At 60.8% G+C, this 24222-nt stretch carries 20 protein-coding genes and 1 pseudogene; 13 read left to right on the top strand and 8 right to left on the bottom strand.

The window, feature by feature from the left end; all coding sequences use genetic code 11:
* Positions 1–20: 20 nt before the first annotated feature.
* The 3 genes from hemB (at position 21) to PSH80_RS25970 (ending at position 4918) form a co-directional block, all read left to right on the top strand.
* Complete coding sequence (hemB, locus tag PSH80_RS25980; protein WP_057960958.1) at positions 21–1034, top strand: porphobilinogen synthase; 1014 nt, start codon at positions 21–23, stop codon at positions 1032–1034.
* 18 nt (positions 1035–1052) lie between these two features.
* Positions 1053–3275 (top strand): polyphosphate kinase 1, encoded by a 2223-nt coding sequence (gene ppk1, locus PSH80_RS25975; protein ID WP_057960957.1) that lies wholly within the window; start codon positions 1053–1055, stop codon positions 3273–3275.
* A gap of 233 nt (positions 3276–3508) precedes the next feature.
* Positions 3509–4918 carry an amidase family protein gene (locus tag PSH80_RS25970; protein WP_128593637.1) on the top strand — a complete coding sequence of 470 codons (1410 nt, stop codon included), beginning with the start codon at positions 3509–3511 and terminating at the stop codon, positions 4916–4918.
* A 3-nt stretch (positions 4919–4921) separates the two neighbouring features.
* Here PSH80_RS25970 and ppx read toward each other — a convergent pair whose 3' ends face one another.
* Positions 4922–6424 carry an exopolyphosphatase gene (gene ppx / locus PSH80_RS25965; protein WP_057960956.1) on the bottom strand — a complete coding sequence of 501 codons (1503 nt, stop codon included), beginning with the start codon at positions 6422–6424 and terminating at the stop codon, positions 4922–4924.
* Between the two features lie 480 nt (positions 6425–6904).
* Between ppx and PSH80_RS25960 the strand changes: the two genes are divergently transcribed.
* From PSH80_RS25960 to PSH80_RS25945, 4 genes and pseudogenes are all read left to right on the top strand, one after another.
* A complete protein-coding gene (locus PSH80_RS25960) occupies positions 6905–7561 on the top strand; it encodes a DUF1120 domain-containing protein (protein ID WP_169989464.1) in 657 nt (218 codons plus the stop codon).
* Positions 7562–7672: 111 nt separating this feature from the next.
* Complete coding sequence (locus tag PSH80_RS25955; protein ID WP_305418651.1) at positions 7673–8395, top strand: fimbria/pilus chaperone family protein; 723 nt, start codon at positions 7673–7675, stop codon at positions 8393–8395.
* A gap of 97 nt (positions 8396–8492) precedes the next feature.
* A pseudogene (locus PSH80_RS25950) lies at positions 8493–10926 on the top strand (fimbria/pilus outer membrane usher protein).
* Entirely contained in the window at positions 10916–11461 is a 546-nt protein-coding gene (locus tag PSH80_RS25945; RefSeq protein WP_305418649.1) for a hypothetical protein, read from the top strand. Before PSH80_RS25950 ends, PSH80_RS25945 begins: the two are co-directional and overlap by 11 nt.
* Before the next feature lie 4 nt (positions 11462–11465).
* Here PSH80_RS25945 and PSH80_RS25940 read toward each other — a convergent pair whose 3' ends face one another.
* The 4 genes from PSH80_RS25940 to PSH80_RS25925 are packed head-to-tail and all read right to left on the bottom strand — an operon-like array spanning position 11466 to position 14305.
* Positions 11466–12203, bottom strand: a complete 738-nt coding sequence (locus tag PSH80_RS25940) for an amino acid ABC transporter ATP-binding protein (RefSeq protein ID WP_057440457.1) — start codon at positions 12201–12203, stop codon at positions 11466–11468.
* The gene (locus PSH80_RS25935) at positions 12190–12840 is read right to left on the bottom strand and encodes an amino acid ABC transporter permease (protein ID WP_057960952.1); all 651 of its coding nucleotides are present in this window, start codon (positions 12838–12840) and stop codon (positions 12190–12192) included. The genes PSH80_RS25940 and PSH80_RS25935 overlap by 14 nt, the downstream gene beginning before the upstream one ends.
* Positions 12837–13505: an amino acid ABC transporter permease gene (locus PSH80_RS25930; RefSeq protein WP_057960951.1), complete on the bottom strand. Its 669-nt coding sequence runs from the start codon at positions 13503–13505 to the stop codon at positions 12837–12839. Before PSH80_RS25930 ends, PSH80_RS25935 begins: the two co-directional genes overlap by 4 nt.
* Before the next feature lie 14 nt (positions 13506–13519).
* Complete coding sequence (locus PSH80_RS25925; RefSeq protein ID WP_057960950.1) at positions 13520–14305, bottom strand: transporter substrate-binding domain-containing protein; 786 nt, start codon at positions 14303–14305, stop codon at positions 13520–13522.
* Between the two features lie 255 nt (positions 14306–14560).
* Between PSH80_RS25925 and PSH80_RS25920 the strand changes: the two genes are divergently transcribed.
* From PSH80_RS25920 to PSH80_RS25900, 5 genes are all read left to right on the top strand, one after another.
* Complete coding sequence (locus tag PSH80_RS25920) at positions 14561–15262, top strand: FadR/GntR family transcriptional regulator (protein ID WP_057960949.1); 702 nt, start codon at positions 14561–14563, stop codon at positions 15260–15262.
* A gap of 120 nt (positions 15263–15382) precedes the next feature.
* On the top strand, positions 15383–15712 hold the full coding sequence (trxA, locus tag PSH80_RS25915) for a thioredoxin TrxA (RefSeq protein WP_029289563.1): 330 nt from the start codon (positions 15383–15385) through the stop codon (positions 15710–15712).
* Between the two features lie 232 nt (positions 15713–15944).
* Positions 15945–17204: a transcription termination factor Rho gene (rho, locus tag PSH80_RS25910; RefSeq protein ID WP_003176825.1), complete on the top strand. Its 1260-nt coding sequence runs from the start codon at positions 15945–15947 to the stop codon at positions 17202–17204.
* A 159-nt stretch (positions 17205–17363) separates the two neighbouring features.
* Positions 17364–18830 (top strand): 4-hydroxy-3-polyprenylbenzoate decarboxylase, encoded by a 1467-nt coding sequence (gene ubiD, locus PSH80_RS25905; RefSeq protein WP_029289556.1) that lies wholly within the window; start codon positions 17364–17366, stop codon positions 18828–18830.
* Entirely contained in the window at positions 18830–19798 is a 969-nt protein-coding gene (locus PSH80_RS25900) for a CDP-6-deoxy-delta-3,4-glucoseen reductase (RefSeq protein ID WP_057960948.1), read from the top strand. Before ubiD ends, PSH80_RS25900 begins: the two co-directional genes overlap by 1 nt.
* A 152-nt stretch (positions 19799–19950) precedes the next feature.
* Here PSH80_RS25900 and PSH80_RS25895 read toward each other — a convergent pair whose 3' ends face one another.
* Positions 19951–20427, bottom strand: coding sequence for a hypothetical protein (locus PSH80_RS25895; RefSeq protein ID WP_057440452.1), 477 nt, complete (start codon positions 20425–20427; stop codon positions 19951–19953).
* A 396-nt stretch (positions 20428–20823) separates the two neighbouring features.
* Here PSH80_RS25895 and PSH80_RS25890 point away from each other — a divergent pair, with 396 nt between their 5' ends.
* On the top strand, positions 20824–21489 hold the full coding sequence (locus PSH80_RS25890; protein WP_057440451.1) for a gamma-glutamylcyclotransferase: 666 nt from the start codon (positions 20824–20826) through the stop codon (positions 21487–21489).
* Here the strand turns inward: PSH80_RS25890 and glpT are convergent.
* The gene (gene glpT, locus PSH80_RS25885) at positions 21473–22810 is read right to left on the bottom strand and encodes a glycerol-3-phosphate transporter (protein WP_057960946.1); all 1338 of its coding nucleotides are present in this window, start codon (positions 22808–22810) and stop codon (positions 21473–21475) included. The two genes, PSH80_RS25890 and glpT, sit on opposite strands and share 17 nt — an antisense overlap.
* Before the next feature lie 288 nt (positions 22811–23098).
* Positions 23099–24079: an NADPH:quinone oxidoreductase family protein gene (locus PSH80_RS25880; protein ID WP_057960945.1), complete on the bottom strand. Its 981-nt coding sequence runs from the start codon at positions 24077–24079 to the stop codon at positions 23099–23101.
* Positions 24080–24222: the final 143 nt, after the last annotated feature.

Here is a 24222-nt window from a genome sequence, read left to right as displayed (position 1 = left end):
GCCGGGCTCAGGAGTCTGCCGTGAGCTTTACCCCCGCCCAACGCCTGTTTCCCGCTACCCGCCTGCGCCGCAACCGTCGTGATGATTTTTCCCGTCGTCTGGTGCGTGAAAACGTCCTGACGGTGAATGATCTGATCCTGCCGGTGTTTGTGCTCGATGGTGAAAATCGTCGGGAAGCGGTGGCGTCGATGCCGGGTGTCGAGCGTTTGACCATTGATCTGCTGCTGCAAGAGGCGGCGCAGTGGGTTGAACTGGGGATCCCGGCGCTGGCGCTGTTCCCGGTCACACCCGCCGGGCTCAAGTCCCTGGACGCCGCCGAGGCCTGGAACCCCGAAGGCATTGCCCAGCGTGCGACCCGCGCCCTGCGCGAGCGTTTCCCGGAGCTTGGGGTGATTACTGACGTGGCGCTGGACCCGTTTACCACCCACGGGCAGGATGGCATCCTGGATGAAGAAGGCTATGTGCAGAACGACATCACCGTCGACGCACTGGTCAAGCAGGCGCTGTCCCATGCCGCTGCAGGCGCCCAGGTGGTGGCCCCGTCAGACATGATGGACGGCCGGATCCAGGCGATCCGCGAGGCGTTGGAACTGGCCGGGCACGTCAATGTGCGGATCATGGCCTATTCAGCCAAGTACGCCAGCGCCTACTACGGCCCGTTCCGCGATGCGGTCGGCTCGGCGTTGAACCTGGGCAAGGCCAACAAGGCCTCGTACCAGATGGACCCGGCCAATAGCCACGAAGCCCTGCACGAAGTGGCGGCGGACCTGGCTGAAGGCGCTGATATGGTGATGGTCAAGCCCGGTATGCCGTACCTGGACATCCTTTATCGGGTCAAGGAGGAATTCAAGGTGCCGACCTTTGTCTATCAGGTCAGTGGTGAATACGCCATGCACATGGCTGCGATTCAAAATGGCTGGTTGAGTGAAGGCGTCATCCTGGAATCCCTTACCGCCTTTAAACGTGCGGGTGCCGATGGCATCCTGACTTACTTTGCCGCCCGTGCCGCCCAATTGCTTAGAGAGCAACAATAGCCCTCACAGGAACACTCGATGAATACCGAAGGACTCACAGAAGTTGCCGTAAAAGATGCGCACCCGGTAGTTGAACAGGTCGCCGAAACCCCGCCGGAGCTTGCGCCTGAGCAGCCTGCCGTGGTCGCGGAGCCGGTGGTGGCGGCACCGCCTATCGTGATTCCGAACCTGGATGACAGCAGCCTGTACATCCATCGCGAGCTGTCGCAACTGCAATTCAATATCCGCGTGTTGGAACAGGCGCTGGATGAGTCCTATCCGTTGCTGGAGCGTTTGAAGTTCCTGCTGATCTTCTCCAGCAACCTGGACGAGTTCTTCGAGATTCGTGTCGCCGGCCTCAAGAAACAGATCACCTTTGCCCGTGAGCAGGCCGGCGCCGACGGCTTGCAGCCGCACCAGGCCCTGGCGCGCATCAGCGAGCTGGTGCATGGCCATGTGGATCGCCAATACGCCATCCTCAACGACATCCTGCTGCCGGAGCTGGAAAAGCACCAAGTGCGCTTCATCCGTCGCCGCAACTGGACCGTCAAGCTCAAGACCTGGGTCCGTCGCTATTTCCGTGACGAGATCGCGCCGATCATCACCCCGATTGGCCTGGACCCGACGCACCCGTTCCCGCTGCTGGTGAACAAGAGCCTGAACTTTATCGTCGAGCTCGAAGGGATCGATGCCTTCGGCCGTGATTCGGGCCTGGCGATCATCCCCGCACCGCGCCTGTTGCCACGCATCATCAAGGTACCGGAAGAGGTCGGGGGGGCTGGCGATAACTATGTATTCCTTTCGTCGATGATCCACGCCCACGCCGATGACCTGTTCCAGGGCATGAAGGTCAAGGGTTGCTACCAGTTCCGCCTGACCCGAAACGCCGACCTGGCGGTAGACACCGAAGACGTCGAAGACCTGGCCCGCGCCCTGCGTGGCGAGCTGTTCTCGCGGCGCTACGGTGACGCGGTGCGCCTGGAAGTGGCGGATACCTGCCCCAAACATTTGTCGGACTACCTGCTCAAGCAATTCAACCTGGCCGAGACCGAGCTGTACCAGGTCAACGGCCCGGTGAACCTGACGCGCCTGTTCAGCATCACCAGCCTGGACAGCCATCCGGAGCTGCAATACACGCCGTTCACCCCGCAGATTCCGAAACTGCTGCAAAACAGCGAAAACATCTTCAGCGTGGTCAGCAAGCAAGACATTCTGCTGCTGCACCCGTTCGAGTCGTTCACCCCGGTGGTCGATCTGTTGCGCCAGGCCGCCAAGGACCCCCATGTCCTGGCCGTGCGCCAGACCCTCTACCGCAGCGGTGCCAACTCGGAAATCGTCGATGCGCTGGTGGACGCCGCGCGTAACGGTAAGGAAGTCACGGTGGTGATCGAGCTGCGTGCGCGGTTCGACGAAGAGTCCAACCTGCAACTGGCCAGCCGCCTGCAAGCGGCCGGTGCAGTAGTGATCTACGGCGTGGTGGGCTTCAAGACCCACGCCAAGATGATGCTGATCCTGCGCCGCGAGGCCGGTGAGATCGTGCGTTACGCGCACCTGGGCACCGGTAACTATCACGCCGGCAACGCCAAGCTCTACACCGACTACAGCTTGCTGACTTCCGACGACGCGCTGTGCGAAGACGTCGGCAAACTGTTCAGCCAGTTGATCGGTATGGGCAAGACCCTGCGCATGAAAAAGCTGCTGCATGCGCCGTTCACCCTGAAGAAGGGCATGCTCGACATGATTGCCCGCGAGACCCAGTTCGCCCTCGACGGCAAGCCGGCGCACATCATCGCCAAGTTCAACTCGCTGACCGATCCGAAGATCATCCGCGCGCTGTACAAGGCCAGCCAGTCCGGCGTGCGTATCGACCTGGTGGTGCGTGGCATGTGCTGCCTGCGCCCGGGCATTGCCGGGGTGTCCCACAATATCCATGTGCGTTCGATCATCGGCCGCTTCCTGGAGCACACGCGGGTGTTCTACTTCCTCAATGGCGGTGAAGAGCAGATGTTCCTCTCCAGCGCCGACTGGATGGAGCGCAACCTCGACAAGCGTGTGGAGACCTGCTTCCCGGTGGAAGGCAAGAAGCTGATCATGCGGGTCAAGAAAGAGTTGGAGAGTTATCTGACCGATAACACCCACAGCTGGAGCCTGCAGTCCGATGGGCGCTACGTGCGCAACACCCCGACGGGCAACCAGAACCCGCGCAGTGCCCAGGCTACGTTGCTGGAGCGGTTGGGCAGCCCGTTGCTGGCGGTTCGCTGATATCGACTAGACCTACATCCCTCACTGGGAAATCGGACAGGACCGTCAGATTTCCCAGGTTGGGGATCCCATGCTCCCGTTCCTAGACTGACCTTGGGCTATCAGACGATAGCCTGTACAGGGCAGTTAAGGAGTTTTCGATGGTGGGATCAGGCATAGGTATCGGGTTCGGAACTGCGGGGCTATTCGAGGCGCTGGCCTTGCCGCCGGAGGGCTACCGCAGTGCACAGGCCATGGCGTCCGATATGGCTGGGGCGGTAGTCACTTCAGAGTCCCTGGTGCGGGACTCATTAAAAAGTATTGCCAACATCGATCAGGGTCTGCAGGGCGGCAATGCCTTTGTGCAGGTTAACCCCGATGCGCGTGAACAGGCTCGGGCGCGTGACCAGGAGCGAGCCAGCGGTACCGTGCGCGGTTTTTTGCACGGCGTGCCGATTGCCCTGAAAGATGTCTTCGAAACCAGTGGGAAAATGCACACCAGTGCCGGTTCCCGTGCGCTGGTCGGCTCACCGACGAGCAAAAACGCCAAGGTTGTGGATAACTTGCTCAAGGCCGGGGCCGTGATCGTGGGCAAGACCAATATGAGCGAACTGTCCAACTTCCGCTCCAGCGTGCCGGTGGATGGCTGGAGCTCCCGTGGTGGGCAAACGCTTAACCCCCATCGGCTGGGAGGGCAGGTGGCAGGGTCCAGTTCGGGATCGGCGGTGGCGGTCGCCCAGGGGCTTGTGCCGCTGGCATTGGGCATCGAGACCAATGGCTCGGTGATTGCCCCGGCGGCCTACAACGGCGTGGTCGGTTTGAAAACCACGGCCGGGCTGGTGAGTACCGAAGGGGTGATGACCAGTTCAAAACTGGACGCGGTGGGCACCTTTACGCGCAACGTGCGCGATGCTGGCGAAGCGCTCAATGCCATGACCGAAACAACGGCCTACACCGCCGGGCTCACACCGGATGCCTTGCAGGGCAAGCGCATTGGCTACACGCCGCTGCCGGTGCTGTCGCCTGAAGACGCCAGGGACCCGGCCCTGCGTGCGGACCGGAAGCACTTCGAAGACGCGATCGCGATGCTCGGGGCCAAGGGGGCAGTCATGGTGCCGATAGGCAGGCTGGACGCGGGTGTCTCACGTGAGGCTTACGATCAATACAGTGACGCGCTGCTGGCCGGGATCAAGCAAAACCTGAACAGCTACCTGGCCGGCCGGGAAGGCCTGCCAGTGAAGTCGCTGGCTGAACTGATTGCCTTCAACGAGCGCGACAAGCAAGCCGGGGAACCGGACCAGGCGTTGCTGGAGCACATCAACAGCCTGGACGTGACGGATGAGCAGCGCGAGCAACTGTGGGCGGCCGTTCTGCCGATTTTCAAAGGCACCCTCGACAAGCCGCTGAGCGAACACCGCCTCGATGCCATCGTGTCGAACTTTCGCGCCGACAGTTACTACTTTGCCGCCGCCGCCGGTTACCCCGGCATCTCGGTGCCCTCGGGCATGGATGATGAGGGTATGCCGACCGCGCTGCACTTTTACGGTACGGGCAACAGTGAAGCCACACTGCTCGCGGTCGCCTATGGTTATGAACAGGCCACGCAGGCTATCCGTGAGCCGGCGTTCCTGCCGGGGGCGCCGGTGTCGTCCGAGAGCGTCTAGGGGTTAGCGCACATTCAGGCTGAAGCCCACTCGCGTCAGCCACTCGGCTTCCTGGGCGAAATCCGCCTGGGTCAGTTGGTTCTCGTCCAGCCAGCCTTTAGGGAACACCACATCCAGGCTGTCGCCGTTGGCGCGCAGGGTGACTTGCGGCATCTGCTGAGTGCCGCGAATGTGGTGGAACAGGATCGCAAAGCGCAGCAGGGCACACAGGCGAATCAGCTTGATGCCCTCGGCGCCGAACTCGGCGAACTTGTCCCTGGGGATGTTACGGCGATGGCCGCGCACCAGCAGCGCCAGCATCTGCTGATCCTCGCGGGAAAACCCTGCCAGGTCGGAGTGTTCGATCAGGTACGCGCCGTGTTTGTGGTAATGGTAGTGGGCGATATCCAGCCCTACTTCATGGACCTTGGCGGCCCAGCCCAGCAGTTCACGCCAGACCCCGTCTTCCAGTTCCCAATCTGCAGCGACCTGGTCGAAGGCATGCAACGCTTTGCGCTCGACCCGCGCCGCCTGTTCCAGGTCGACGTGGTAACGCTCCATTAGCGAGCCCAGGGTGCGTTCACGCACGTCTTCGTGGTGATGGCGACCCAGCAGGTCGTAGAGCACGCCTTCACGCAGGGCGCCATCGCAATGGTCCATGCGTTGCAGTTCGAGGGCGTCGAAGATGGCTTCGAGGATTGCCAGGCCTGCAGGGAAGATGGTCCGGCGGTCGGGCTTGATGCCGTCGAAGTCGATCTTCTCGGCATCCCCAAGTTTGAACAGCTTGCGCTTGAGCCAGGCCAGGCCTTCGGCATTCACCTCACCGGTGCCATGGCCGCCGGCCTTCAGGGCCAGGCCGATGGCGCGGATAGTGCCGGATGAGCCGATGGCTTCATCCCAGGTCAGGCGGTGCAGGGCGTGTTCGATGCTCATGATCTCCAGCCGCGCCGCCGTGTACGCCTGGGCGTAGCGGGCCGGGGTGATCTTGCCGTCCTTGAAATAGCGCTGGGTGTAGCTGACGCAACCCATTTGCAGGCTTTCGCGCAGCAACGGCTCGAAGCGCTGGCCGATGATGAACTCGGTGCTGCCGCCGCCAATGTCGGCCACCAGGCGCTTGCCGGGGGTGTCGGCCAGGGTGTGGGAGACGCCGAGGTAGATCAGGCGTGCTTCTTCACGGCCGGAAATCACTTCTACCGGGTGCCCGAGGATCTCCTCGGCACGGCGGATGAATTCGCCGCGGTTACGCGCTTCGCGCAACGCGTTGGTGCCGACGATGCGCACGGCGCCCTGGGGCATGCCGTTGATCAGTTGGGCAAAACGCTTGAGGCAATCGAGCCCGCGCTGCATGGATTCTTCGTTGAGCTTGCGCTCGTCGTCGATTCCGGCAGCCAGTTGTACCTTTTCGCCGAGCCGCTCAAGGATGCGGATCTCACCGTTCTGGGCCTTGGCCACGACCATGTGAAAGCTGTTGGAGCCCAGGTCGATGGCGGCGATCAGGGACAGATTCTTGGCTTGGGATTGCGGCATGGGTAGGGGATCTCGGTCGATAACCTCGCCATCGTGCCACGATCAAACGCTGACGCCAACGCGTAGTGCGCAGAGGAGTTCTCCTACGGAGGTTCGGGACGCAGGTTTGTAGGGAATGTAGGGGGGCTCCATTGGTTCCTTGTAATTATTCCGTAGGATCTATGGGAAACAGTAGAATTTCAAAATTTGGAAACTTCTCTTGATTTAACCTACATCTTAAGAACAGTTATACCCATTGGTTATTTGTTTGGTACTACTCTTAAGCTTGGTTAAGGCGACGATTGTTTTTTATTGTTCTGACAGTAATTAGGGTATTGTCTTATTCTTTAGTGGGGTGCATGCGGGAGAGACTGTCACTCGGCAATTCTGCCTTGGTGTTATTTATTTACAGCTCATTTGTCACGGATGGCGGGATGTTGGGCAATGCAATTGCCCGGGTAGGAATAAAGGCACCTGATAACTTCTAGTGACAGGTTCAGCATGAAAAAAATATCTGGTTTGGTAATGGGTGTTGTCTGTTTGGCCGCAAGCGTGGTTGCACACGCCGATACAAGTGGTTCCGGGAACTTGAGGGTCATTGGTACTATCAAGCCAGCGCCCTGCACGGTCAGTATCAGCAGCGGCGTCATTGATTATGGTCAGATCAGTGCAGCTTCTATCTCGCCAAATGCTTTCAACCCCTTGCAGGAGAAAACCCTGCCGCTGTCCGTGAACTGCGGCACCGCGGCTACGCAGATGGCGCTGTCGGTATCTGACACGCAGGCGGCCAGCACCGTTGCGGGTATCCTGGGAACCGGCTTCGCCGAATCCCAGAACTTTGGCCTGGGTGCGGTGGATGGCCGGCGTACCGGTGGCTATTCGGTCAGGCTTTCGAACCTGTCCAGCGGCGGTGCCAGCCTGCTACCGCTCAAAAGGACCAGTTCTGTCGCAGCCTGGATGTATAGCGCCGATGGCCGGGTCGACAAGTTCCCGTACCAGCACTCCTGGAGCCGCACCACCAGCCCGGTTCCAGCACTGGTCAACGTTGTCAGCGGCACGATCAACGTCAAGGCCGTCATCAACCGGGGCAGCGCCCTGGACCTGAGCAAGGATGTTCCTTTGAACGGCCTTGCCACCTTAGTCGTTACTCGTATCTAAACAGGTAGTAAATCCGCACTGCAGTCGTAACTAGCTGTTGCGACTGCGTGCGGGCTGCTTACAGTCCTGGATCTATTGACGGTCTCTTAAATTGTGTGTGGGTAGAACTTGATGAGTTTTCTTTTCAATACAGTTACTGCCCTGCTAGGGGGCGTAAGTCTTTCTCTGCTATTACATGGCAACGTACTGGCTGACGGTATGGAGCCTGAAACATCTGTTGTAATTCTTTATGAAGAAAATGGCGAAGCGACTATTAATGTCAAGAATACTGATGCCGGTCCGGCTTTATTACATTCGGTCATTCAAAATCTTGCTGAAGACCCGGAACCATTATTGATTGTTACGCCGCCGATTGCGCGCGTGGAACCTGGCGAAACACAACTAGTGCGCTTTATCGCAACCCTCAAGGAACCACTCAAGACTCAACGCTTGAAGCGGGTCACTTTTGAAGGGATTCCCCAGGCCAGGGCCGAAGGGCGTGCGACCATTGGTATCACCATTCGCCAGGACCTGCCGCTGATCCTGCACCCCCAGGGTTTGCCGCGGCTTGAAGAGCCCTGGAAGTTGCTCAAGTGGACCCTGCAAGGCAATCGCCTGGCCGTGCAGAACGACAGTGCCTACGTTGTCCGCCTGGGTTTACAGGTGCAGCTGCTGCCGGCCAAGCGCCCGGCAATATTGTCGCGCACCTATGTGCTGCCTGGCGAAACGCTGTGGACCACGGTCGAGGGCAATGTCGCAGGGGTCAATGCCGTCGAGATTCAACCGGCGACGGTCTACGGCTATTCGACCTCCGTCTACCAGGCTCCCGTTGCTGTCTGTCGAGGCGGGTGTTGATCGAGCTATGAGAACTGTCGATAAAGCCGGTTGTTTCAATCAGTCCGCATCGTTCTTCCGGGCCCCGGGCTCCCTGGCGTATGGCTCGGGCATTGTCATCGGGCTGGCCTCACTGTGCAGCGGGCCTGCCCATGCCTTGGAGCTGGGAGAGGGGTTTGATCTTGCCGTTCTCTCTGCGAACGGTATTGACCCGAAGGTTGCCCATTATTTTCGCAGTGCGGCGCGCTTTCGCGAGGGCGTCCATGTGGTCGGGTTGAGGGTCAACGGCAACCCACTGGGCTTGGTGGAAGCGCGTTTCGACTATGAAGGGCAGCTGTGTTTTACCCCCGGCCTGCTGGAAAAGGCCGGGCTGCGCGTCCCGGCGACGGTCACTCGGCAGGGCATCGCGCGCGATCAGGCGTGCCATGATTTTGTCGGTGAGTACCCGGCGACCCTTGTGCGGCTGAGCCCTGGCAGCGATGAAGTCTCCCTGGTGGTGCCCACCCAGTCGATGCGCGAGTTTGAATGGGGCGGGGGCAATGCTTCCCAAGGTGGCATGGCGGCCTTGTTCAACTACGACGTGCAGGGTTTTGAGGATCGTTTCAACAGTGGCTCTTCCCGCTCCGTCTCCGCCTATACCGAGGCGGGGTTCAACCTGGGCAACTGGATTGTGCGCAGTCGCCAGTTTTATATCTCCGATAATGGCAAGGCCAGCAGCGAGCATGTGAACGCCTACGCCCAGCGCGACTTCGCGGGCCTGCGCTCGACCTTCCAGGTGGGTCAGATCTCCAGCAACAACCCGGTGTTCGGCGGGCTGCAGCTCTCCGGCCTGCAACTGTTCCCAGATGGGCAGTCGCGCGCGGCCGGCGGCAGCGCGGTGGTGGTCGAAGGGCTGGCTCGCAGCCCGTCCAGGGTGGAGGTGCGCCAGTCAGGGGTGTTGATCCATACCACCCTGGTACCGGAAGGCCCTTTTTCCCTGACTGACCTGCCGTTACTCAATGGCACCAGCGACCTGGAGGTGAACGTGATTGGCACCCGTGGCGGTGGGCACAGCTTCAGGGTACCTGCGGCGTCCTTTGGCGCGAGTGTGCCGGTGGTGCCGGGCTACTTCTTTTCCATGGGCAAGGTGCGGGGCGCAACGCTGGGCGAGCGGGAGCCCCCGGTGGTGGCGATGGCCAGTGGTACCTGGGGCCTTGGGCGCAGTTCTTCACTGGGCTTTGGCCTATTGAGCACTGACGAGTACCAGGCTGCGGGCGGAACATGGAGCAGCGTTTTTTTCCAGCGGCTGGCAGTGGGCGGGCGTCACAACCTGTCTCGCGATGGTTCAGGCAATGTCAGCGGCGCTCGCAGCTCCATTTCATTGAGTAGCCCGCTGTCTGCCAGCCTTGAGGCCAACCTCAGTGCTACACGCCAGACACGGGGGTATCGCGAAGTCACGGAAGCCGGGCTGTCGAGCGCCCGCGACGACCTGGACGCGCGCTTCAAGAACCAATACACCCTGGGCCTGAGCTGGGCTGACCCGCTGTTGGGTGGCTTCTCCATCAGCTAGCTACTCGCACAGTGCGCAATTTGACGGGCAATCGGCTGAACATGTCTTTGCCTCCTGGAACCGAGACTTCAGTGGCACCCAGGTGTCGTTGATCGCCGACTCCCGGGTGGGTGGGGCTCGACCGCGCAAGGAGCGGAATATCCGCCGCCACGAGCGCAATGATGCTCTCGAGACAGGGCTGTCGCTGCGGTTGCAAGTCACCATGCCATTTGGCGGCGAACGTCGTGTCACTTCCTATGCCAGCCGGCGCGGGGGCGAGGTGGAGTTCGGCAGCGCGTTCAGTGATCGGGTGAACGACTATGTGAATTATGAGGTGGGTGTTGCCCGGGAGCAGACGAGTGGTGATCAGTCGGTTCAAGGCCGGGTAAATGCCATACCGCGTTACACCCAGGTTGGCTTGGGCATGCGTCGCGACTCTTTCAGTACCAGCTACACCGGGCAATTGCAGGGCGGCGTGGTGGCCCATGAACGCGGTGTGACGTTCTCGCCCTACGCCGTCCAGGACACCTTTGGCATCGTCTCGGTGGGCGATGTTGGCGCGGTCAAGGTCGCGACCCCCCAGGGCCCGGTCTGGACCGATTATCGCGGGCAGGCGGTGATCGCCGGTTTGCCGGCCTACCTCAACAGTAACGTTGAGGTGCAGACCCACTCCCTGCCCAAGCGTGTCGACCTGAAAAACGGCACCAAGGCACTCACGGCGGGTCGTGGATCCTTCAATACCGTTGATTTCGAGGTGGTGAAAGTGCGCCGCCTGCTGCTGGAAGTGCGTGACGAGCAAGGGCGCCCCTTGCCTCAAGGGGCCTCGGTATTCGGCCCGGACAATGCCTTCCTGACCAGCGTGGTGGGTGAGGGCATGGTGTTCCTGAACAATCTGGACGAGTCGCAAACCCTGAGCGTCTCCCTGCCGGATTCAACCTCCTGTGTATTGCAACTCAACCCTGAGCCAGAAACCGATGACGACAAACTCTACGAAACAGGTTCGGCAGTCTGCCGTGCGCAGTGAATCCCTGAACCGCTTTGGGCCTGGCCTCGCTCTGTGCAGCGTGCTGCTGTGGGCGGGGCTGATGCCGGAGGAAGCGCTGGCGGGTGAATGCCGTATGTCCTTGAGCCAGCCCCGGGTCGACTACGGTTTGATCCGCAGCGCGGAGCGGGCGGGAGACCAGTTGGCCCTGGGGAAACGCACGCTGCAACTGAACATCGCCTGTGCCGAGTCGGCATCCATGGCCTTGCGTTTCACGGGGGTGTCTGCCGGGTCGAAAGGTTTTCGGTTCGGCCGCCAAGGCTATTTCACCCTGAGCCTGCAGCATCCTCAGGTGGATGGGCAGGCGGTGGAGTTGCGGGTGTCGGGAGAGCCGCCAAGCGGACAGTTATTGCCCGGCCAGACGCTGGTCGCACGGGCAGGCGGCGCCCCGATACACGGGCGCCGATTTACAGCGCTGGTGAACATCGAGACCTTTGTGCCAGCGGTCGGGCTGGCAGTGCGTGACGAAACGGCCTTCGAGGGGCATGGCAGTTTCGAATGGGTACCCGGCGCCTGAAGCCTCAGCCTGGTTGTTCCACCGAGCCTATAAAGTTAGCCAATTCGGGCGTGCGCGGTTGGGCAAACAGGACGTTCGGGTCGCCGACTTCATGCACCTTGCCCTGATGCATGAACACCAGCTTGTCGCCGACCTCACGGGCAAAGCGCATTTCATGGGTGACCATGATCAGGGTCATGCCGTCCTTGGCCAGTTGGCGCACCACGCTGAGGACTTCATTGACCAGTTCAGGGTCCAGCGCCGAGGTGATTTCATCGCACAGCAACACCTTGGGCGACATCGCCAGCGCGCGGGCGATCGCCACCCGTTGCTGCTGGCCGCCGGACAGGCGATCGGGGAATGCATCGAACTTTTCCCCCAGGCCGACCCGCTCCAGCATCTGCCGGGCCAGCTCCGCAGCCTTGGCCTTGGCGACTTTTTGCACGACCTGGGGCGCGAGCATGACGTTTTCACCCACGGTCAAATGGGGGAACAGGTTGAATTGCTGGAACACCATGCCGACTTTTTGCCGCAGGCTGCGCAGGTCGGCGCGGGCCGCGTCGAGGTATTCGCCGTCGACCTCAATCACCCCGTCATTGATCGACTCCAGGCCGTTGAGGGTGCGCAGCAGCGTGGATTTTCCCGAGCCGCTGCGGCCGATGATTGCCACCACCTGGCCTTCCTCGATACTCAAGTCGATGCCCTTGAGCACATGGTGATCGCCGTAGTACTTATGCAGCGCGGATATTCTAAGCAGAGGCATGCAGTCTCCTTTCCAGGTAGCGGGCACTGAGGGACAAGGGGTAGCAGAGCAGGAAGTAACCGAGCGCCACCAGGCCGTAGACCATGAAGGGCTCGAAGGTGGCATTGGCGAGCATGCCGCCGGTCTTGGTCAGTTCGGTGAAGCCGATGATCGAGGTCACCGCTGTGCCCTTGACCACCTGCACCGAGAACCCCACCGTCGGCGCCACGGCAATTCGCAGGGCCTGGGGCAATATCACGTAGCGCAGTTGCTCATAAGGGTTGAGGGCCAGGCTGGCGGAGGCTTCCCACTGCCCGTGGGCGATGGAGTCGACACAGCCGCGCCAGATCTCGGCCAGGTAGGCACTGGTAAACAGGGTCAGGGCAATCGCGGCGGCCAGCCACGGCGAGATATCAATCCCCAGCAAGGCGATGCCGAAAAACACCAGGAACAGTTGCATCAGCAGCGGTGTGCCCTGGAACAGTTCGATATAGGTCCGGGCAATATTGCGCGGTAGCGCCTTTTTGCTGATGCGCAGGGTCATCACCAGCAGGCCAATCAGCCCGCCGCCGACAAACGCCACCAGCGACAGCAGCAGGGTCCATTGCAGGCCGGTCAGCAGGTTGCGCACGATGTCCCAGAACGAAAAATCACTCATCGGCTGTTCCTCATCACATAGCGGCGACCGATCCAATTGAGCAACTGGCGGATCATCAACGCCATGCACAGGTACACCAGCGTGGTCAGGGCATAGGTTTCAAAGGCGCGGAAATTGCGCGATTGAATAAAGTTGGCGGCAAAACTCAACTCTTCAGTGGCGATCTGCGAGCACACCGCCGAGCCAAGCATCACGATGATGATCTGGCTGCTCAGGGCCGGCCAGACCTTGCCCAGCGCCGGCAGCAGCACCACATGGCGGAACGCTTCGAAGCGGGTCATCGCCAGCGCTGCCGCGGCCTCCAGTTGGCCACGAGGGATCGCCTGGATCCCGGCGCGGATGATCTCCGTGGAATAGGCCCCCAGGTTGATCACCATCGCCAGTACTGCGGCCTGCCATTCGGAAATCTGTACCCCCAGTGAAGGCAGGCCGAAGAAGATAAAGAACAACTGCACCAGAAACGGCGTGTTGCGAATCAACTCGACATACACCCCGAAGAGCCAGCAGAACGGCTGGATTTTCCATGCCCGCACCACGGCGCCGACGATGCCCAGGGCCACGCCGAGGAGGGCGCCGATGGCTGTCAGCTCCAGGGTGAACAGCGCGCCGCGCAACAACAGGTCGGTATTGGCCAGCACCGGCACAAAGTCGAATTGATAGGCCATCAATCAGCTCCGCTTCAGAGATCGGCAGGCAATGGTTCTTTGAGCCACTGCATCGCGTTCTTTTGCAGGCTGCCGTCAGCCTTGGCGGCGACCAGGATCTGGTTGACCTTCTCCAGCAGTGCCGGCTCGTTTTTGTTCACGCCGACATATACCGGCGAATCCTTGAGTTTGACTTTCAACGCCGGTACCCGCTTGGGGTTGCGCTCGCTGATCGCCACCATCACCACGTTGCCACTGGCGATCAGGTCCACCTGGCCGGCGAGGTAGGCGGCGATGGTCGAGTTGTTATCCTCGAAGCGCTTGATCGTGGCTTCCTTGGGTGCGACGGCGCTCAACTCGATATCTTCGATGGCACCGCGGGTCACGCTGATGGTCTTGCCCTTGAGATCGTCCAGGGTCGCAATCGCCGCGTCAGGCGGGCCGAACACGGCGAGATAGAACGGCGCGTAGGCCTTGGAGAAGTCGATGACCTTCTCGCGATCCGGGTTCTTGCCCAGGCTGGAAATCACCAGGTCCACTTTGCCGGTGGTCAGGAACGGGATGCGGTTGGTGCTGTTGACCGGGGTCAGTTCCAGTTTGACCTTGAGCTGCTCGGCCAGCAGTTTGGCGGTGTCGATGTCCAGGCCGCGCGGCTTCATATCGGGGCCGACCGAGCCGAAGGGCGGGAAGTCCTGGGGCACCGCGACCTTGAGGGTGCCACGGGCGACGATATCGTCCAGGCCATTGGCCTGGGCTGGCGTCTGGCTGAGCATCAGGCTGGCAAACAAGGCAGTGAGCAGGGCGCTGCAACGCTTGGTCATGGCAACTCTCCGAAAAGGGCGAAGGGATTTTCTGAGTCTTGCCAGTGCACAGCCCATGCCATGCCGCGCCAAAGCGGCTGCAAGGCAGGGTTTTACAGGTGTATAGCGGTCTTACTGGTCTGAACAGTCAGAAGCGATTGCGCACCCTTTTCGAGCGCCCGCAAAACCCGGCGAGCCCCTTTGGGGCGTGGCTTGCCGGCCAGCGAGAATAGATTTACAACTAGCCTCACTGTTGACCGAAATCTTGAGTTTTTTATGAATTCCATCGCCCAAGCCGTACCGGAAGCGGCTTTGCAAGCCATCCGCAAACTGATCAAGCAACGGGGCTTCGGGCCAGGTGATGCACTGCCTTCCCAGCGCGACCTGGCATTGCAGTTGGGGGTCAGTCGGGCCTCGTTGCGCGAGGCCTTGTCTTCGCTCAGTGCGCTTGGGCTGGTCAGCGTGCAGCCGGGCAAAGGCGTGTTTGTGCAAGCGCCACCGACGGTCGACATGAGCGGGGTGGCCTGGCCCTTTACGGCGCAGGCCAGCCCCCTGGATATCTTCCAATTGCGTTATGCCCTGGAGGGCTTTGCGGCGGGGCTGGCGGCCATGACCCTGACCACCGAGGAACTGGATGGGCTCGAAGACAATGTCCAGGCCATGCGCCGGGAACTCAAGGCCGGGGATTTCGAGGCCGCTGCGCGGCTGGACTTCGCGTTCCACCAGCGCATCCTGTTGGCCAGTGGCAATCAGGCGATGATGAGCATCCTCAGCGCCAGTGCCGAGGTGTTTCTGGAAAGTCAGAAGCTACCGTTCATCCGACCGGAACGGGCGATGGAAACCTGGCAGGAGCATCGCAAGATCCTCCGGGCCCTGGCCCGGCGCAGCAGCGCGGCGGCGCACAAAGCTATGCAGGAGCACGTGCGTAACGCTGCGTTGCGCACGGGAATAGCCTTTGTGACTCCGACGGCCTCTTGAACCCGCCATATCCAAAATGATGACGCTCCATAGCAAGAGTCAATCAGCAGCGGCTTCCTGAACGCAGGAAGGGCGGCTATGATGGGCAACGTTTTTTTTGCTTACAACCCGGAGACATCCATGAGCAACGATCTTATCAAGCACGTCACCGACGCGACCTTTGAGGCCGAAGTACTGCAGGCCCAGGGCCCGGTGCTGGTTGACTACTGGGCTGAGTGGTGCGGTCCTTGCAAAATGATCGCTCCGGTCCTGGACGACATCGCAACCACCTACGAAGGCAAACTGACCATTGCCAAGCTGAACATCGACGAGAACCAGGAAACCCCGGCCAAGCATGGCGTGCGTGGTATCCCGACGCTGATGCTGTTCAAGAACGGCAACGTCGAAGCGACCAAGGTCGGCGCACTGTCCAAGTCGCAACTGGCTGCATTCCTCGACGCCAACATCTAAGCGTCGTCAAAAAGCCCCGCAAATTGCGGGGCTTTTTCGTAAAGCAGGGCTAGACGCTCTGAAATTCAGGTGGTACATTCGGCCCCGCACTGGTTTCTCCACTGCCCCCTGCAAGCCGTCGCCGACGCATTCCTTTCGATTAGTACGCGATCCTGTCGCCTTCTCTGCGGCGCGGCCTCATTAAGCCAAAAGCTTAATTCCCCCCCTCTATAAATGATTACGTCATTCCTATATGAATCTGACTGAACTCAAGCAAAAGCCGATTACCGACCTGCTCCAACTGGCCGAAGAAATGGGCATAGAAAATATGGCCCGTTCGCGCAAGCAGGACGTGATTTTCTCCCTGCTGAAAAAGCACGCGAAAAGCGGCGAGGAAATCTCCGGTGATGGCGTGCTGGAGATTCTCCAGGACGGCTTCGGCTTCCTTCGCTCTGCAGACGCGTCCTATCTCGCCGGCCCAGACGATATCTACGTCTCGCCGAGCCAGATCCGTCGCTTCAACTTGCGCACCGGTGACACCATCGTTGGCAAGATCCGCCCTCCAAAGGAAGGCGAGCGTTACTTCGCCCTGCTCAAGGTCGACACGATCAACTTCGATCGTCCTGAGAACGCGAAGAACAAGATTCTCTTCGAGAACCTGACGCCGCTGTTCCCGACCGTGCGCATGAAGATGGAAGCCGGTAACGGTTCCACCGAAGACCTGACCGGTCGTGTGATCGACCTGTGCGCTCCGATCGGCAAAGGCCAGCGTGGCCTGATCGTCGCACCGCCGAAAGCCGGTAAGACCATCATGCTGCAGAACATTGCAGCGAACATCGCGCGTAACAATCCCGAAGTTCACCTGATCGTGCTGCTGATCGATGAGCGTCCGGAAGAAGTCACCGAAATGCAGCGCACCGTGCGCGGCGAAGTGGTTGCCTCGACGTTCGATGAGCCGCCAACCCGCCACGTGCAGGTTGCCGAAATGGTGATCGAGAAGGCCAAGCGCCTGGTCGAACACAAGAAGGACGTGGTGATCCTGCTCGACTCCATCACCCGTCTGGCCCGTGCCTACAACACCGTGATCCCGAGCTCCGGCAAGGTATTGACCGGTGGTGTCGATGCCCACGCCCTGGAGAAGCCGAAACGTTTCTTCGGCGCCGCGCGTAACATCGAAGAAGGCGGCTCGCTGACCATTATCGCCACCGCGCTGGTTGAAACCGGCTCGAAGATGGACGAAGTGATCTACGAAGAGTTCAAGGGTACCGGCAACATGGAACTGCCTTTGGACCGTCGCATCGCTGAAAAGCGTGTGTTCCCGGCCATCAACATCAACCGCTCCGGCACCCGCCGCGAAGAGTTGCTGACCGCCGACGACGAACTGCAGCGCATGTGGATCCTGCGCAAGCTGCTGCACCCGATGGACGAAGTGGCAGCCATCGAGTTCCTGATCGACAAGCTGAAAACCACCAAGACCAACGACGAGTTCTTCCTGTCGATGAAACGTAAGTAATACGACGTTTCAGGTCCGAAAGAATGGCGCCCCCAGGGGCGCCATTTTTTTTGCCTGAAATCTTTAACCACAGCTGGTGGGCAATTGCGCCGTCGATAGGGCTGCCAGCCGCCCTCAGAGCAGGTACGATGTACGCCTATTTTACGGGTGGCATGGTTAATGAAATTCAAGGATCTTCGGGATTTCGTGCAGCAACTTGAGCAGCGCGGAGAGTTGAAACGTATTCAGGTGCCGGTTTCCCCGGTCCTGGAAATGACTGAGATTTGCGACCGCACCCTGCGTAACAAGGGGCCGGCGCTGCTGTTCGAAAACCCCACAGGCTTTGATATCCCCGTGCTGGGCAACCTGTTCGGCACGCCCGACCGGGTGGCGTTCGGCATGGGGGCCGAGTCGGTCAGCGAACTGCGCGAGATCGGCAAGCTGCTGGCCTTCCTCAAGGAGCCCGAGCCGCCCAAAGGCCTGAAGGACGCGTGGTCGAAGCTGCCGATCTTCCGCAAGATCATTGCCATGGCGCCCAAGGTGGTCAAGGACGCGGTCTGCCAGGAAGTGGTCATTGAAGGCGATGATGTCGACCTGGCGATGCTCCCGGTGCAGACCTGCTGGCCCGGCGACGTCGGCCCGCTGATCACCTGGGGCCTGACCGTCACCAAAGGCCCGAACAAGGACCGCCAGAACCTGGGGATCTACCGTCAGCAAGTGATTGGCCGCAACAAGGTGATCATGCGCTGGCTGAGTCACCGTGGCGGCGCCCTCGACTTCCGTGAGTGGTGCGAGAAGCACCCCGGCCAGCCGTTCCCGGTTTCCGTGGCCCTGGGGGCCGACCCGGCCACCATCCTCGGCGCCGTGACGCCGGTGCCCGACAGCCTGTCCGAATACGCCTTCGCCGGCCTGTTGCGCGGCAATCGCACCGAACTGGTGAAATGCCGTGGCAACGACCTGCAAGTGCCGGCCACCGCCGAAATCATCCTCGAAGGCGTGATTCATCCGGGCGAGATGGCCGATGAAGGCCCTTACGGCGATCACACCGGCTACTACAATGAAGTTGACAGCTTCCCGGTGTTCACCGTCGAGCGCATCACCCACCGGGTCAAACCGATCTACCACAGCACCTACACCGGCCGGCCGCCGGATGAGCCGGCGATTCTCGGCGTGGCGCTGAACGAGGTATTCGTACCGATCCTGCAGAAGCAGTTCCCGGAAATCACCGACTTCTACCTGCCGCCCGAGGGCTGCTCGTACCGCATGGCCATCGTGACCATGAAGAAGTCGTATCCGGGCCATGCCAAGCGCGTGATGCTCGGTGTGTGGTCGTTTTTGCGACAGTTCATGTACACCAAGTTCGTTATTGTCACCGACGACGACATCAACGCCCGGGACTGGAACGACGTGATCTGGGCGATTACCACGCGCATGGACCCCAAGCGCGATACGGTGATGATTGATAACACACCCATCGACTATCTCGACTTCGCCTCGCCGGTGTCGGGCCTGGGTTCGAAGATGGGCCTGGATGCCACCCATAAATGGCCGGGTGAAACCACCCGTGAGTGGGGCCGGGTGATCGTCAAGGATGAAGCCGTGACGGCGCGTGTCGATGCGATGTGGAAAGAATTGGGAATAGATTGATGCGTGTAACCCTGCAACCTTCCGGCGCGGTCCTCGACTTGCAGCCGGGCGAGCGGATTCTTGAAGGTGCGCGGCGCCTGGGCTACGACTGCCCGCAGGCGTGCCGTAACGGTGTGTGCCATGTGTGCGCGGCGCTGTTGGTCGAGGGCCGGGTGCAACAGGCCGGCGAGGTGCGTGACCATGGCGAGTTCTACACCTGCATCGCCGAGCCGCTGGAGGATTGCATCGTGCTGTGGGATGGCGTGCTGGCGCCGGGGGAGTTGCCGGTGCGCACGCTGGCCTGCCAGTTGAGCGAGTGCGTGGAGCTGGGTGGCGATGTGTGGCGCGTGCGCCTGCGGGCCCCGGCCGGCAAAGCGGTGCGTTACCACGCTGGCCAGTACCTGATGATTGAGCGCGAAAACGGCGAGAAGTCGGCGTTTTCCCTGGCCTCGGCGCCCCACGCCGGGCGCGAGCTGGAATTGCATGTGCTGGTACGCGAAGACAGCGCCCGCAGCCTGATCGAGCAGTTGCAGCGTAACCAGATGGCGCGGGTCGAACTGCCGTTTGGCGATACCCACCTGGCCGAGCTACCCGACGGCCCGCTGGTACTGATCGCGGCCGGCACCGGCATGGCGCAGATGCACAGCCTGATCGAACATTGCCGGGCCACGGGGTTCAAGTATCCGGTGCACCTGTACTGGGGCGTGCGTCGTCCTGAGGATTTCTATCAGGTCGAACATTGGGAACAGTGGCAGCAATTGCCCAATCTGTTCCTGCACAAAGTGGTCAGCGACCTGTGTGGTTGGGAAGGGCGCTGTGGCTTGTTGCACGAGGCGGTGTGCGAAGACATAACCGACCTCAAGGCCGTGCATGTGTATGCCAGCGGATCGCCGGCGATGATTTACGGCACGCTGGACGCGCTGGTGAATGCCGGGATGGATGCGCACCAGATGCGCGCTGACGTATTTGCCTACGCCCCTCGCTCCTGACCGCTACGAAAACATTCTCGTAAGCCGATCAAACTGTGGGAGCGGGCTTGCCCGCGATAGCGGAGTGTCAGCCAACAAATCTGGCACTGATACACCGCCATCGCGGGCAAGCCCGCTCCCACATTGAACTGTGTCTACTCAGGTGTGCGGCGTCAGAACCGCACGCCCGTGGTCACCATCGCCGCATTGAACCCCAGCAACACAAACTCCGCCGCCACCGGCCCGTAGTGCGCACCCACCGACGGAATGATCACCGGTGCCACGCCGTAGCGGTTCAGCGGGATCTTGTCGCGGTACTTGCCGCGATAGCCCTGGATCGCCCCGCCGGTCAGTTTCAGATACACCGGATAGTCGGCCATGTCGAAGCGCTTGCCGGCGTAGGCGTAGTACGAGCGTTGGCGAAACGAGTTGCGAAAGGTCGCACCGCCATACACCCACCCCGCAGCGTCATTGCGCTCCAGGCCGATCAGGTCTTGATGGTTATTGTGCTCGGGGTCCGGCGCAAAGTGCCGGGTGTAGACGCTGGTCTGGGCGTACCAGAAGCCTTTGTCGTCGTTGGCCGGCGCTTCGGCGGCCAGGGCGGTGGTGGCCTGCGCCAGGAGCAGCAGGCCGGAAAGTCGGTTTTTCATGGTGCGACCTCGATAGTCGGTGAATGCGCGGCTAAGTGGGTCGTGACGTGACGCTATTTTGAGGTCCCGTCGGGCATAAAGGCTGAACGGGCGCTGAAAATAGCGCGGTTTTGCGCGGCGAACCTGACGAATGGGGCCTATTGCTTATGCTTTTTCATATTTTTAAAAGGTATTGATTGCAAGGGGAGCGGTATGGGGAGCGGTCGACATATTGAAGTGCTGCGCGAGGGTGCGTCGGCCCGCTACGGGTCTGACGCGGTGGCCGGGGTGATCAACCGCCAGCAGTGGCGGCAACCTGGCCCATAGTACTTTTTCGCCTTACGGTTACAGCGGCGCGTTCTATTACGGTAAAGTCGCCTATAACTGGTAGTACACAGGAGACCTAAGCGATCTGCCATGACCGTTCTCGAATCCGAACTTCTGCAATTGGCTTACCCGCCGCGGCTTGATCTGGGGCCGCAACTCACTCACGAACAATTGATGAGCTCGATGCAGGCCACCATGGGTCTGCACAAGGGTGGGCCGGTCTGGCTGTTTGCCTATGGCTCGCTGATCTGGCGCCCTGAGTGTTCGGCAACCCAGCGCCTGCGCGCCCGGGTCCATGGCTATCATCGAGGCCTGTACCTGTGGTCCCACGAGCACCGGGGTACGCCGGAGTTACCGGGGCTGGTGTTTGGCCTGGATCGCGGCGGCTCGTGCAGCGGCTTTGCTTACCGCCTGCCGGAAGATCAACTGGAGGCCTCGCTCTATGCCTTGTGGCAGCGCGAGATGCCTTACCCATCCTATCGGCCACACTGGCTCAGTTGCCGGCTTGAAGACGGCAATCAGGTGCAGGCATTGGGTTTTGTGCTGGAGCGACACCTGCCCAGCTATGCCGGTAACTTGCCCGACAGCGTGCTGAACCAGGTGTTTGCCAGCGCTTGCGGGCGTTACGGCACCACTCGCGATTATGTCGAGCAGACCGTCAACGCCCTGCGTAGCCACGCCATGCCAGACAAGAATCTGGAGGCGCGGCTCAAGCGATGTGCCAAAGGCATCGCGGCGATTAACGTGCCGAGCTGACGCTATTGGTGTGCCACAGGGTTGGGATCAGGAACGCGATGGCCAGCAGGCACGCGCCGATCAGCAGCACAAAGCCGCCGTCCCAGCCGAAGTGGTCCACGGTGTAGCCCATGGCTGCACTGGCTGCCACCGATCCACCCAGGTAACCGAACAGGCCGGTAAAACCTGCGGCTGTACCTGCGGCTTTCTTCGGCGCCAGTTCCAGGGCCTGCAGGCCGATCAGCATCACCGGGCCGTAGATCAAAAAGCCAATGGAGAACAGCGCGATCATGTCGACCATCGGGTTGCCTGGCGGGTTGAGCCAGTACACCAGGGTCGCCACGGTCACCAGAGCCATGAACACAATGCCGGTCAGGCCACGGTTGCCACGGAAGATCTTGTCCGACATCCAGCCGCACAGCAGCGTGCCGGGGATCCCTGCCCACTCGTAGAAGAAGTACGCCCAGGACGACTTGTCGACGGTGAAGTGCTTGGCTTCCTTGAGGTAGGTCGGTGCCCAGTCCAGCACGCCGTAGCGCAGCAGGTAGACGAACACGTTGGCGAAGGCGATGTACCACAGCATTTTGTTGCGCAGCACGTATTTGACGAAGATTTCCTTGGCGCTGAATTCGTCTTCGTGGCTGGCGTCGTAGCCTTCCGGGTAGTCGTTCTTGTACTTCTCGATCGGCGGCAGGCCCACCGATTGCGGGGTGTCGCGCATGGTGATGAAGGCAAACGCCGCCACTGCCAAGGCCACGGTGGCCGGGACGTAGAACGCTGCGTGCCAGTCGTTGAACCAGGCCATGCCCAGCAGGAACAGCGGGCCGATCAGACCGCCGCCGACGTTATGCGCCACGTTCCACACCGACACCACGCCGCCGCGTTCTTTCTGCGACCACCAGTGCACCATGGTCCGCCCACTTGGCGGCCAGCCCATGCCCTGGGCCCAGCCGTTGATGAACAGCAGAATGAACATCATGGTCACGCTGGAGGTTGCCCAAGGCGCGAAACCGAAAATGAACATCACCCCGGCCGATACCAGCAAGCCAAACGGCAGGAAGTAGCGCGGGTTGGAGCGGTCGGACACCAGGCCCATGAGGAACTTGGACAGGCCGTAGGCAATGGCGATTGCCGACATGGCCAGGCCCAGTTGACCACGGGTATAACCCTCGTCGATCAGGTACGGCATGGCCAGGGAGAAGTTTTTGCGCAGCAGGTAGTAACCCGCGTAGCCAACGAAAATACCGGCGAAGATCTGCCAGCGCAGTCGTCGGTAGGTACTGTCGATCTTTTCTTCAGGCAGGGGTGCCTGGTGGGGGGCAGGACGAAAGAAAGCAAACATTCAAGAGCTCCAAATTTCTTGTTTTGACTGCGGATGCGAATGTTACAGTTTCGTTACCGAAAATAGCATCGCCTCTTATCTGCAAACACAGGAAACGGGAGTAATTGCATGTTCTTTTACGAACATGTCGCGAATAGATAAGTATAGGGCGTGATCAGATTCCTCACGGCACTTGAGATCAAATGTAGGAGCTGGCTTGCCTGCGATGGCGGTGGACCAGTTACCAAAGACGTAGCTGACCCACCGCCATCGCAGGCAAGCCAGCTCCTACACTAATTGCATTTCAAATCACTGGCGGACCTGCACGACCACCTTGCCCACTGCCTTGCGCTGCCCCAGGTCATTGATCGCCTGCGCCGCGTTGTCCAGCGGATACACCTGCGACACCATTGGCTTCAACTTCCCCTCGGCATACCAACCAAACAGCTGCTGGAAATTCGCCGCGTTATCCTGCGGCTGGCGCTGGGCAAACGAGCCCCAGAACACCCCGACCACCGCTGCGCCCTTGAGCAGCGCCAGGTTCACCGGCAGCTCGGGGATACGCCCGCTGGCAAACCCCACCACCAACAGACGGCCGTTCCAGGCAATGGCGCGGATGGCCTGGTCAAACAGATCGCCCCCTACCGGGTCGTAGATCACATCGGCACCGTTGCCATCGGTCAGGCGCTTGATCTCATCCTTGAGGTTGCTTTCGCTGTAGTTGATCAATTCATCGGCGCCCGCCGCCTTGGCCACGGCCAGCTTGTCGGCACTGCTGGCGGCGGCAATCACCCGGGCACCCATGGCCTTGCCGATCTCCACGGCAGCCAGGCCCACGCCACCGGACGCGCCCAGTACTAGCAGGGTCTCGCCAGCGGCCAGGTGGCCACGCTGCTTGAGGGCGTGCATCGAGGTGCCGTAGGTCATGCTGAAGGCGGCAGCGGTGTTGAAATCCATGCTCGGCGGAATCGGCAGCACGTTATAGCCCGGTACCGCGACCTGCTCGGCAAAGCTGCCCCAGCCGGTCAGCGCCATGACCCGGTCGCCGACCTTCAGGTGGCTGACCTTTTCCCCGACTTCGCTGACCACCCCAGCCGCTTCGCCGCCCGGCGAGAACGGGAAGGGCGGTTTGAACTGGTACTTGCCCTCGATGATCAGCGTGTCCGGGAAATTCACCCCAGCGGCATGGACGTCCAGCAGGATCTCGTTCTTCTTGATCGCCGGGCTTTCGACGTCTTCCAACACCAGGGTTTCGGCAGGGCCGAAGGCTTTGCACAGCACGGCTTTCATCGGACTATTCCTTTTGGCGTATTGGCCGATAAGTGTAGGTGGGTAAGGTCACGGGTCAACGAGCATGCCCCGGCCTGATAAGTCGCCATAAGCTTGTGCTCTGCCTTGCTAGCGTTATGCTACTGGCAACCGAATGTGAGGAA

The organism is Pseudomonas sp. FP818, from assembly GCF_030687335.1.
In the GTDB taxonomy this organism is placed as follows: domain Bacteria; phylum Pseudomonadota; class Gammaproteobacteria; order Pseudomonadales; family Pseudomonadaceae; genus Aquipseudomonas; species Aquipseudomonas shahriarae.
The sequence above is the reverse complement of the archived record's forward strand: the minus strand, read 5'-3'. Positions and strand labels throughout refer to the sequence as shown.